The organism is Streptomyces sp. NBC_01267 (assembly GCF_036241575.1).
Taxonomy (GTDB): Bacteria; Actinomycetota; Actinomycetes; order Streptomycetales; family Streptomycetaceae; genus Streptomyces.
Genome location: NZ_CP108455.1, coordinates 5331544 through 5342686, shown reverse-complemented (window position 1 = coordinate 5342686; position 11143 = coordinate 5331544). Strand labels below are relative to the sequence as shown.

The following is an 11143-nucleotide window of genomic DNA, read 5'->3' as shown; positions in this document are numbered from 1 at the left end:
GGTCCCGTACGTCCGGGGGTCCTGAACGGACACGACACAACATATGGGGGGTGCGATATCGAGCGGCCCCCACATGTATGCTCATCCTCGCTGTCGTCGCAGGGGAATCCGGTGCGAATCCGGAACTGTCCCGCAACGGTGTGATCAGTGCGCTTTTGCGCACCGTGGAGTCCGAGGACCTGCCGACCGCGCATCCGGCTCGACCGATCCGGATGAGACACGTCCGGGCCTCGCGGTTGGGCCTGCGGATGCTGTGCGGTGTGCTGCTCTTCGCTGTGCCCGTACGCACCCGTGCCTCCCGCCGGCCCCCAGCCGAGCGAGGGAGAGCGCACCGTGACCATCGCGCCCACCGCACCTGCCGCAGAACAGGTGACGGACGCCCCGGGAACCGTACTGCTGCGGACCCTGACCGACCTCACCGCCGACCTCACCGACACCGACCCCGGCAAGGTCGCCGCCGCCGCGCTGCGCGGGCGCAACGCCACGTCGGACGAGGCCGAGCTGCGTGAGCTGGCCACCGAGGCGGCAGCCGGTCTGATCTCCGAGGACCCCGCGTACTCGCGGCTCGCCGCCCGGCTGCTCACCCGGTCCATCGCGGACGAGGCGGCCGGGCAGGGCGCGGTGTCCTTCTCCGCCTCGGTCGGCGTCGGGCACCGGGAGGGCCTGATCGGGGACCGCACGGCCGGCTTCGTCACCCTGCACGCCGCCCGGCTCGACGCCCTGATCGACACCGCGGCCGACGACCGCTTCGGCTACTTCGGGCTGCGCACCCTGTACAGCCGCTACCTGCTGCGTCACCCGCTGACCCGCCAGGTCATCGAGACGCCCCAGCACTTCATGCTGCGGGTCGCCTGCGGTCTGGCCGAGGACGACTCGGTACGCGCCCTGGACGAGGTCGCCGCGCTGTACGGGCTGATGAGCCGCCTCGACTACCTGCCCTCCTCCCCCACGCTCTTCAACTCGGGCACCCGGCACCCGCAGATGTCCTCCTGCTACCTGCTGGACTCGCCGCTGGACGAGCTGGACTCGATCTACGGCCGCTACCACGAGGTCGCGCGCCTCTCGAAGCACGCGGGCGGCATCGGCCTCTCGTACTCCCGCATCCGCTCCCGCGGTTCGCTCATCCGCGGCACCAACGGGCACTCCAACGGGATCGTCCCCTTCCTCAAGACGCTGGACGCCTCGGTCGCCGCGGTGAACCAGGGCGGCCGGCGCAAGGGCGCCGCGGCCGTCTACCTGGAGACCTGGCACTCCGACATCGAGGAGTTCCTGGAGCTGCGCGACAACACGGGTGAGGACGCCCGGCGTACGCACAACCTCAACCTGGCGCACTGGGTGCCGGACGAGTTCATGCGCCGGGTCGACGCGGACGGCACCTGGTCGCTGTTCTCCCCCGCCGACGTGCCCGACCTCGTCGACCTGTGGGGGGACGCGTTCGACGCGGCGTACCGCAAGGCCGAGGCCGACGGGCTGGCGCAGAAGACCATCCAGGCCCGGGAGCTGTACGGCCGCATGATGCGGACCCTCGCGCAGACCGGCCAGGGCTGGATGACCTTCAAGGACGCGTCGAACCGTACGGCCAACCAGACCGCGGAGCCCGGCTCGGTCGTCCACTCGTCGAACCTCTGCACCGAGATCCTGGAGGTGACGAACGACGGTGAGACCGCCGTCTGCAACCTCGGCTCGGTGAACGTCGCCGCGTTCGTCTCCGGTGACTCCATGGACTGGGAGCGCCTCGACGAGACCGTCCGCACCGCGGTCACCTTCCTCGACCGGGTCGTGGACATCAACTTCTACCCGACCGACCAGGCGGGCCGCTCCAACGCCAAGTGGCGTCCGGTGGGCCTGGGTCTGATGGGTCTCCAGGACGTCTTCTTCAAGCTGCGGATGCCCTTCGACTCCCCGCAGGCGAGGGCGCTCTCCACCCGGATCTCCGAGCGGATCATGCTCGCCGCCTACGAGGCGTCCTGCGACCTCGCGGAGCGCAGTGGCCCGCTCCCCGCCTGGGAGAAGACGCGTTCGGCGCAGGGTGTGCTGCACCCCGACCACTTCGACACCGAGCCTGCCTGGCCCGCGCGCTGGGACGCGCTGCGCGCCCGGATCGCGAAGACCGGCATGCGCAACTCGCTGCTCCTCGCCATCGCGCCGACCGCGACGATCGCGTCGATCGCCGGGGTGTACGAGTGCGTCGAGCCGCAGGTCTCCAACCTCTTCAAGCGCGAGACGCTCTCGGGTGAATTCCTCCAGGTCAACGCGTACCTGGTGAACGAGCTGAAGGAACTGGGCGTCTGGGACGCGCAGTCCCGCGAGGCGCTGCGCGAAGCCAGCGGCTCGGTGCAGGGGTTCAGCTGGATCCCCGCGGAGGTGCGGGCGCTGTACCGCACCGCGTGGGAGATCCCGCAGCGCGGCCTGATCGACATGGCGGCGGCCCGTACGCCGTACCTCGACCAGAGCCAGTCGCTGAACCTCTTCCTGGAGACGCCGACCATCGGGAAGCTCTCCTCGATGTACGCGTACGCCTGGAAGCAGGGGCTGAAGACGACGTACTACCTGCGCTCGCGCCCGGCGACCCGGATCGCGCGCGCCGCCGCCGCCCCCATTCCCGCACAGCAGGCTCCCGCCGCCCCGGTCGCCGACGCGGACGCGATCGCCTGCTCCCTTGAGAACCCCGAGTCCTGCGAGGCCTGCCAGTAATGAGCACCGATTCCGCCAACTCCCAGAAGAACCTGCTCGATCCGGGCTTCGAACTGACGCTGCGCCCGATGCGTTACCCGGACTTCTACGAGCGCTACCGCGACGCGATCAAGAACACCTGGACGGTGGAGGAGGTCGACCTCCACTCGGACGTGGCGGACCTCGCGAAGCTCAGCCCGGGTGAGCAGCACATGATCGGCCGGCTGGTCGCGTTCTTCGCGACGGGCGACTCGATCGTCTCCAACAACCTGGTGCTCACCCTCTACAAGCACATCAACTCCCCCGAGGCGCGGCTGTATCTGTCGCGACAGCTGTTCGAGGAGGCCGTGCACGTCCAGTTCTATCTGACGCTGCTCGACACCTACCTTCCCGACCCGGACGACCGCGCCGCGGCCTTCGACGCGGTCGAGGAGATCCCCTCCATCCGCGAGAAGGCGCAGTTCTGCTTCAAGTGGATGGACTCGGTCGAGAAGATCGACCGGCTGGAGACGCAGGCGGACCGCCGCCGTTTCCTGCTGAACCTGATCTGCTTCGCCGCGTGCATCGAGGGGCTGTTCTTCTACGGCGCCTTCGCGTACGTGTACTGGTTCCGCTCGCGGGGTCTGCTGCACGGTCTGGCGACGGGGACCAACTGGGTCTTCCGCGACGAGACCATGCACATGAACTTCGCGTTCGAGGTCGTGGACACGGTCCGCAAGGAGGAGCCGGAACTCTTCGACGAAGCGCTCCAGCAGCAGGTCACCGACATGATGCGGGAAGCCGTCGAGGCGGAGCTGCAGTTCGGCCGGGACCTGTGCGGTGACGGCCTGCCGGGCATGAACACCGAGTCGATGCGGGAGTACCTGCAGTGCGTCGCCGACCAGCGGCTGGCCCGGCTGGGCTTCCCGACGGTGTACGGCTCGGAGAACCCGTTCTCCTTCATGGAGCTCCAGGGCGTCCAGGAACTGACGAACTTCTTCGAGCGCCGGCCGTCGGCCTACCAGGTCGCGGTCGAGGGGTCGGTCTCCTTCGACGACGATTTCTAGTATCTGATTCCGGCCGGAGGGGGAGGCGCGCCCGCATCACCAGCGGGCGCGCCCGGACAGGTACTAACGCAGTTTCACCGTGTCACCGGCAGAGGTGATCGCCATCGTCGTGTGCGTACCGGAGAAATTCCAGCGCCAGGTGCCCGAGGCTGTCGCCGTGACCGTGGTGCTCAGGGTGCCCGTGGAGCTGGTCTTCACCGTCTTGACCGTGGCGTACGAGGACGCCCCGGTCTTCTTGAACTGAAGCTTCACGTCCTGCCTCGTGTAGCCGTGGTACTTGAGATCGTTCCAATTGGCCCGCGCGAGCTTGCCCTTGACGGTGAGCTTGCCGCCCTTGGTGACGGGCTCGGGAGTGGCGTCCGTGGTGAGAGTCGACGCGCGCTTGAAGTCGAAGTGCGCGAGGCTGTCATGGATCCAGTAGTCGCCGTCCTTCGCCTGGACAGTGGCGTTGACCTGCCAGGTACCGGCGAGGTCGTTGGGGTCGATGTCCACGGACGACTTGAACCAGGACGGGTGCGCCTGGAAGGTCGCGGTGCAGACGGATGTCGTGCTGTTCGACTTGTGACAGCTGTTCGCGGTCAGGTCCACGGGGCCATAGCCGTTCTTCGTGTTGAAGACGCTGGCGTGGCTGAGGCCCTTCACCCCGGATTTGTCCTTGACCGTGAAGGCGATCGGGAAGGTCTTGACGTCATGCACCCCCACGATGACGTTGCCTCCGTTGTTCACCACGGTTCTGGTGACCCTGATGTCACCCTTGCCCTCGGCGTGAGCCGCCGTGGTCCCCAGTACCCCTAGAACCACGGCACCGGATGCCGCGGTCAACAGCGCAGTTCTGCGCATGTCCCCTCCTTGATACTTCCTCTGGCGAGCTCAGGGTAGGTGCACTCGGAGATGCCGGAGGACGGTCCCCGTCCGCCCGCACCGGACCCGGACCGGACCGCCAACCATCCGACGTCACACGTCAGTTCTGTCCAACCGTGTGGGACTCCCGTCCATGGACACCCCGCTCGTCCGCCGCGAAGGTCGGGGCACCAGCCTACGGAAGGACGTGGACGATCATGCGGATGGCAAGAAGAGGCACGGTGGCGGTGGCCGCGGTGGCCGCTCTGTGTGCCGCGGTGCTGCCTGTGCAGAGCGCGGCAGCCCGGAGCGCCGCCGACGCGGCGCCGCCCGAGGTGCTGCCCGCGCTGAGCGAATGGCACGGCGAGGCGGGCCAGTTCACGCTGGCCGACCGCGCGCGCATCGTGCTGGAGGGGACGGACCACCGTACGGACGCCGACGCCGCCCGCTTCGGCGGCGAACTCACCGGACACCATCCGGTCACGCACGGCAGGGCCAGGAACGGTGATGTCGTCCTGGCCGAGAAGCCGTCCCTCAAGGACCAGTTGGGGAACGAGGGCTACCGCATCTCGGTGGGTGACCGGGTCACCGTCACCGCCGCGACCTCGACCGGTGTCTTCTACGGGACCCGGACCGTGCTCCAGCTCCTGAACGACGACAGGCAGGCGGCCCGTGGCTCCGCCACCGACATCCCCGCCTACCGCGAGCGCGGCGCCGGCGTCTGCGCCTGCTACATCCATGTCTCCCTCCCGTGGTTCGAGCGGCTGATGAAGGACATGGCCTCGCAGAAGCTCAACCAGCTCTGGATCGAGGCCAAGGTCAAGAGCGACGTCGACCCGAAGTCCGCGTTCTGGGGCTACTACACCAAGGCGGAGGTCAAACAGCTGGCCGCGCTGGCCGCGAAGTACCACATCGAGCTGGTCCCCGAGATCAACTCCCCGGGCCACATCGACCCGTATCTGCAGAACCACCCCGAGCTCCAGCTCAAGGACAAGAACGGGGTGCCGTCCCCGACCCGGCTGGACATCTCCAAGCCCGAGGCGCTGACGTACTACACCTCGCTCGTCGACGAGGCGCTGAAGGCCTGGGGGGCCAAGCAGTGGCACATGGGCGGGGACGAGTACATGATCGGCTCCGCGTACCCCGACTACCCGCAGCTGCAGACCGAGGCGGTGAAGCGGTTCGGCGCCGGCGCCACCCCGGACGACCTCTTCACCGACTTCATCAACCAGGTCAACGCCCATGTGAAGGCGGGCGGACACCCGCTGCGCATCTGGAACGACGGGCTGACCGGCAAGAACTCGGTCGTCCCGCTGGACCGTGACATCACCGTCGAGCACTGGATCAGCGGCGGCACCATCGAGAAGCCGTCCCAGCTCATCGCCGAGGGCCGGCCCGTGATGAACTCCGCGTACGCGCTCTACCTCGTGCGCGGCGGCTACACGACACAGACCCAGCAGCTGTACGACAGCAACTGGACGCCCCTGGAGTTCGACGGCGAGACCCTGGCGTCGAAGTCCGCGAACCTGACCGGCGCGAAGATCTCGCTCTGGCCGGACAGCGCCGCGGCCGAGACCGAGAACGAGGTCGAGGCGAAGACCTTCATGCCGCTGCGGTTCATCGCACAGGCGACCTGGGGCGGGCCGAAGCCGAGCCCGACGTACGCCGGTTTCGAGGCGCTGGCGAAGAAGATCGGGCACGCTCCGGGCTGGGCGAACACCGACCGTACGCCGGTCGCCGACGGCACGTACGAGCTGACCGCCAAGGGCCACAAGACCCTTGCCCCGGGGGCCGGTTCGGGCGTCGTGTTCGGCAGTGACGCCACCGCGGCCTGGACGCTGAAGGCCACCGCCGACGGCTACTACACGCTGACGTCGGCCACCACCGGCCAGTGCCTGGAGGACAACCGGGGCGAGCTGCACACCGGGGCACCGCTGGAGGTCGGCTCCGAGCTGTCCGTGGCCACCTGCTCGGCCGCCTCACGCACCCAGCGCTGGCAGCTGGAGAGTTCGGCCGGCGGGCTGACCGTCCGCAACGCCATCTCCCAGCTCGCCATCGGCGAGCGGGCCTCCGACGGCGCCGCGGTGCAGTCGCTGCAGGGTCAGAGGTTCTCGACGGTCTCGTAGCGCGGAGTGCCCTCTTCCATCTGTCGGAGCGCGTCCTTGCGGTCGCGCTTCGACAGGCGGTCGATGTACAGGTAGCCGTACAGGTGGTCGGTCTCGTGCTGGAGGCAGCGGGCGAAGTAGCCGGTGCCGCGCACCTTGATCGGGTTGCCCTCGGCGTCCTGGCCGGAGACCTCGGCGTAGTCGGGGCGGGCCAGCGAGGCGTACGCCGTGGGGACGGATAGGCAGCCCTCGTTGGAGTCGTCGAGGCGGCGGCGGTCGGCCGGGAGCTCGACGAGCACCGGGTTGCAGACGACGCCGGTGTGGCGGTTGCCGTCGTCGTCCGGGCAGTCGTAGACGAAGACCTTGAGGTCGACACCGATCTGGTTCGCGGCCAGGCCCACGCCCTCGGCGGCCTTCTGGCTGGCGAACATGTCGTCGATCAGCTGGGCCAGCTCACCGTCGAAGGACGTGACGTCCTGGCACTCCCGGTGGAGCATGGGGTGGCCCACGACGGTGACGGGACGGGCGGTGCCGCGTGCGCGGTGGGCCGCCTCGCGCTCCTCGCAGTCCTCGGTGTCCACGACGAAACCGTCATTGATCTGCTGGTCCGTCTGCTGCTGCGACATGTCCGCCGTACGCCTTCCTCAAAAACCCGGATCGGTCCGTACAGCCTAACGGCCCCGCCCGCGCGAGGGAGCGGATCGGCGGGCGGCACAGGCGCAGAGGCTCAGCAGACCTCTTCGAGGTCCCGCCATTCACGGCTGTCCGGGCTGTCGGCCACCCAGCCGTCGAGCAGCCCGCGCACCAGCGCCGCCGGGGCCGCGATGCCGCACTCCCGCTCGGCGACCCAGAGCTCACCGGCCGTGCGGTGGCCGAGCGGGCCGGGGTGGCCGGGCTCGCTGTGGTCGTGCGGGTCCAGGTGCTGCGCCCCGTCGCCCTCGTCGCTCTCCATCTGCGACTCCGAGCAGGCCCGGCAGAGCAGCCGTACGGAGGAGGACCAGTCCTCGGCGGCAAATCCGGCGTCGGCCGCGAGCTGCTCCAGGGCGTCGCGGTCCGCCTCACCGGCCGCCTCCACCAGGACCACCCAGGTCGGTACGGGCGACGGCGCCCAGAGCTCGATCTCGTCGAAGACCGGGTAGGAGGGGCCCGCCGCGGTGACCCGCTCGCCGTGCGGGACGCCGTCGTGCAGGACGACCTCGCCCCAGCGCCTGCCGGACGAGGGGAGCGGCACGGACAGCACTTCGATCCGGGCGGGGTCGAGCCTGCGGCCCCAGACCACCTCGGCCTCGCCCTCGGGCGACAGCCGTACCGCGGCGGACCCGAGGTCCATGCCGAGCGGCTCGCCGTTGGACGCGGCCTCGCCGGGCACCTTGAGCCCGTACGCCTGCCAGGCCCGGCGGGCCAGCGGCCAGTCCTGGAGTGCGGTGGCCGCGATCCCGACGTTCCACCAGTCGGGGGCTCCGGTCTGCCGGTCGAGGAGCGCCACGGCGCGCAGCCCGGCGGTGCGTGCCCGGTCCCAGTCGTGCCGGAACTTGTGCAGCAGGGCCAGGTTGAACCAGGACTCGGACAGCCACGGTTCGAGATCGGCCGCGCGCGTGAGCAGCGCCCCCGCGTCCTCGTACCGACCGTCGCCGATCAGCGTGAACGCGCGGTCGGTGGCCTGCCGCCACGAGGCGGAGGGCCGATGCCGTACCTTCCCGAAGATCCTCACGATTCCCGCCTGCCGGTCGCTGAAAAATCTCTGCTTCCCGGGATCCGATTCCCCCGGATGCCCTCTCTTCGCATCCAACCATGCCCGGTCGGAGCACCGCTCATTACCCACTGGTTACCCGGTCCAGGAGCGGCCTCCGCGGGCGGGACGCCCCTAGGGGACACCGCCCCGGGACAGCACACGCGCCAGGGATTCCACGACTTCCGGCTGGTAGTCGTGGCCGGTGCCCAGGCGCAGGCGCTCCAGTGCGCTGAGCGGACCGCCCGCACCTCTTTCTCCTCCATTTTCCCCGGCCAGGTCCTCGTACGCATTGACAGCCCGGACAATGCGGGCAGTGAGCGGCTGGTCGCGGTACGGATCCGCCTGCCGCTCCACGATCACGGCGACCTCGGCGTCCACCCCGGTCTGGCGGACCACCGCCCCGCCGAGCAGGGCGATCCGGCGCTGTTCGGCCGGCTCCAGCCGTGCGGTGGCGCCGTCGGGGACCGGGTCGACGAGGGACAGCTGCCCGATGTCGTGCATCAGCGCCGCGTACTCCAGCACGGTCAACGCCGGTTCGGAGAGGCCCAGTTCGCGGCCGACGGCCCGGCTGAGAGTGGCGACCCGGCGGGCGTGGCCGTGCGGGGTGTATCCGGCGATCTCGGTGGAGCGGGCGAGCGAGGTGATGGTCTGGCGGTAGGTGGTCCGTACCAGTGCGTAGCGGCGGAGCGAGAGCTGGGTGAGCAGCAGCGGTACGGAGAAGACGGGCAGCGCCCACAGCCCGGCGACCGCGACACCCAGCGCCATCACGACCCCGGTGGCACAGACGGCCGAGCCGATGCCCAGCAGCGCGCGCAGCTCGTCGCGCAGGAGCGGGCCGTACGGATAGCTGGTGCGGGCGTGCGTCATCGCCGCGGCCAGCACGGCGTCGCACAGGGCGGTGAGGCCGAGCAGGAGCAGCAGCACGACGGCGTAGGCGGGGCCGCGCACCGCCCACGCCTCGATCCGGCCGGAGCCGCACAGGGGCTGGAAGCAGACGGCCGCGAAGGCGACGGTGAGGACCCGGCGGGCCATGTGGTCGGCGCCCGGCCCCCGGCCGTGTGCGACATGGGGCACGGCCCCGGCCAGCGCGCCCGCGACGGCGACGGCGACGACCTGGGGGACGCCGTGCCCGGTGGGGTGGCCGCCGTTCTGGCCGAGCAGGGCGTAGGCCAGGGCCCCCGCCGCCCCGAGCGGCGCGGGTTCGCGTTCGCTGCCCGGACCGGTGCGGCGGGTGAGTTCCCCCGCGGCGACGAGCGTCCCGAAGGCGAGGGCGGTGTCCGCGTCGTCGATGCCGTACCAGAGGGTCCAGCCGAGGCAGACGCCGGTGACGAGGAGGGCGGCGCCACGGACGAGGCCGACGACGGCCGGGGTTCGGGCGCTCATGCGGGGCTGTCCCGGTCGGTGGCCGTGGCCGCCGTCGCGGTCCCGTCCGTCCCGGCGCGGGCGGGCGGCAGCGGTCCGTGCCGGTGGGCGTCGGGGCCGTCGGCGGTGACGGCCGGGTGCCAGCCGTGCCGCGTCAGCGCCCTGACGAACGCCCGGACGAACTCCGGGTCGAACTGCGTGCCCGCGCACCGCAGCAGTTCCCGCAGCGCCGCGTCGACGGGTCTGGCCCGGCGGTAGGAGCGGGTCGACGTCATCGCGTCGAAGGCGTCGGCGATGGCCACGACGCGGGCGAACTCGGGGATCTGGTCCCCGGAGAGGCCGTACGGATAGCCGGAGCCGTCGAGCCGTTCGTGGTGGTGCAGGATCGCCGCCCGTGCCTCTCCGAGGAAGCCGATGCCGCGGACCATCTCGTGCCCGTACTCGGGGTGCAGCTCGATGACCCGGCGCTCCTCGGGCGTGAGCGGCCCGTCCTTCCTGAGCAGCCTGGTGGGCACCCCGAGCTTCCCCACGTCGTGCAGGATCCCGGCGAAGCGGAGCGCTTCCAGCCGGTCGCCGTCCATGCCCAGCTCACCGGCGATCATCGCCGATGCCTGGCCGACGCGTTCGCTGTGCCCGCGGGTGTACCGGTCCTTGATGTCGACGGCCTGCACCAGCGCCCGGATGGTGGCCTGGTGGGCGGCGCGCTCGCGGTGGTACTGCGCGAAGACCCAGCTGGAGATGTACATGGGCAGCAGCACGAACAGGGCGGCGGGCGGCCCGAAGGGGCTGCGCCACAGCACCGCCATCATCACCCCGGCGAGCCCGTGCACGGCGTACGGGGCAGGCGAGCGCGGCAGCCCCCGCACACCGCCCGCCGTCCGCACGGGCAGCCGCTCGGCGGTCACCCGCACGAGGGCGTCCAGGACGGTCAGCACCAGGCAGAGGACCAGCGCCGCGACGACGGCGGGCAGCAGGACGCCCGGGAATTCGGGCCTGCGGTCCAGCCCGCCGAGCAGCGCGGGAACCTCCGCCGCGGCCCGCACGGCGAGGGCGAGCTGCGCGGCGTGCCAGATACGGCGGACGGTGTACGGGGGGTCCTCGACCCGGCCGAGCAGCGCCCCCGGTACGGCGACGAGCGCGGCGGCGGCGGGCGGCAGCAGCAGGGCGGCGGCGATGAGGACGGGGAAGAACGAGCCGCCACCGGGTGACCGGCGCCCCAGCAGCTCGCATCCGGCGTACACCGCGGCGAGCAGGGCGACGGCGCGCCAGGGCGTCGCCGGGTCGGTGACGGCGGGCAGCGCGCAGCCGAGCGCACCCAGCACCGCGCACAGGACACAGGCGCGCGCCGACGGCGGCAGTGCCCGCATGGCGGCCCTCCCTCTCCT

Annotated in this window: 8 protein-coding genes and 1 riboswitch; of the genes, 3 read left to right on the top strand and 5 right to left on the bottom strand. The window is 70.8% G+C overall.

The window, feature by feature from the left end; all coding sequences use genetic code 11:
- Positions 1-46: 46 nt before the first annotated feature.
- A riboswitch (cobalamin riboswitch) is annotated at positions 47-201 on the top strand.
- Positions 202-333: 132 nt separating this feature from the next.
- Both OG709_RS24520 and OG709_RS24515 read left to right on the top strand, forming a co-directional pair.
- Positions 334-2694, top strand: a complete 2361-nt coding sequence (locus tag OG709_RS24520; RefSeq protein ID WP_250297952.1) for a ribonucleoside-diphosphate reductase subunit alpha — start codon at positions 334-336, stop codon at positions 2692-2694.
- Complete coding sequence (locus OG709_RS24515) at positions 2694-3719, top strand: ribonucleotide-diphosphate reductase subunit beta (RefSeq protein ID WP_250297953.1); 1026 nt, start codon at positions 2694-2696, stop codon at positions 3717-3719. Before OG709_RS24520 ends, OG709_RS24515 begins: the two co-directional genes overlap by 1 nt.
- Positions 3720-3782: 63 nt before the next feature.
- On the opposite strand, the gene OG709_RS24510 is transcribed toward OG709_RS24515, so the two are convergent.
- Positions 3783-4559 carry a hypothetical protein gene (locus tag OG709_RS24510; RefSeq protein WP_250297954.1) on the bottom strand — a complete coding sequence of 259 codons (777 nt, stop codon included), beginning with the start codon at positions 4557-4559 and terminating at the stop codon, positions 3783-3785.
- 224 nt (positions 4560-4783) lie between these two features.
- Here OG709_RS24510 and OG709_RS24505 point away from each other — a divergent pair, with 224 nt between their 5' ends.
- On the top strand, positions 4784-6685 hold the full coding sequence (locus tag OG709_RS24505; RefSeq protein ID WP_329167690.1) for a family 20 glycosylhydrolase: 1902 nt from the start codon (positions 4784-4786) through the stop codon (positions 6683-6685).
- On the opposite strand, the gene def is transcribed toward OG709_RS24505, so the two are convergent.
- The 4 genes from def to OG709_RS24485 form a co-directional block, all read right to left on the bottom strand.
- Positions 6661-7290, bottom strand: a complete 630-nt coding sequence (gene def / locus OG709_RS24500; protein ID WP_250297956.1) for a peptide deformylase — start codon at positions 7288-7290, stop codon at positions 6661-6663. The genes OG709_RS24505 and def overlap by 25 nt on opposite strands.
- Before the next feature lie 101 nt (positions 7291-7391).
- Positions 7392-8375 carry a tetratricopeptide repeat protein gene (locus tag OG709_RS24495; protein ID WP_250297957.1) on the bottom strand — a complete coding sequence of 328 codons (984 nt, stop codon included), beginning with the start codon at positions 8373-8375 and terminating at the stop codon, positions 7392-7394.
- A gap of 153 nt (positions 8376-8528) precedes the next feature.
- On the bottom strand, positions 8529-9779 hold the full coding sequence (locus OG709_RS24490) for an HD-GYP domain-containing protein (RefSeq protein ID WP_266640886.1): 1251 nt from the start codon (positions 9777-9779) through the stop codon (positions 8529-8531).
- Positions 9776-11125: an HD-GYP domain-containing protein gene (locus tag OG709_RS24485; RefSeq protein ID WP_329167689.1), complete on the bottom strand. Its 1350-nt coding sequence runs from the start codon at positions 11123-11125 to the stop codon at positions 9776-9778. The genes OG709_RS24490 and OG709_RS24485 overlap by 4 nt, the downstream gene beginning before the upstream one ends.
- Positions 11126-11143 lie beyond the last annotated feature (18 nt).

Coding starts and splice junctions, on each gene's coding strand:
- OG709_RS24515 (WP_250297953.1), top strand. CDS start 2,694: ATGAGCACCGATTCCGCCAACTCCCAGAAGAACCTGCTCGATCCGGGC.
- OG709_RS24510 (WP_250297954.1), bottom strand. CDS start 4,559: ATGCGCAGAACTGCGCTGTTGACCGCGGCATCCGGTGCCGTGGTTCTA.
- OG709_RS24505 (WP_329167690.1), top strand. CDS start 4,784: ATGGCAAGAAGAGGCACGGTGGCGGTGGCCGCGGTGGCCGCTCTGTGT.
- def (WP_250297956.1), bottom strand. CDS start 7,290: ATGTCGCAGCAGCAGACGGACCAGCAGATCAATGACGGTTTCGTCGTG.
- OG709_RS24490 (WP_266640886.1), bottom strand. CDS start 9,779: ATGAGCGCCCGAACCCCGGCCGTCGTCGGCCTCGTCCGTGGCGCCGCC.
- OG709_RS24485 (WP_329167689.1), bottom strand. CDS start 11,125: ATGCGGGCACTGCCGCCGTCGGCGCGCGCCTGTGTCCTGTGCGCGGTG.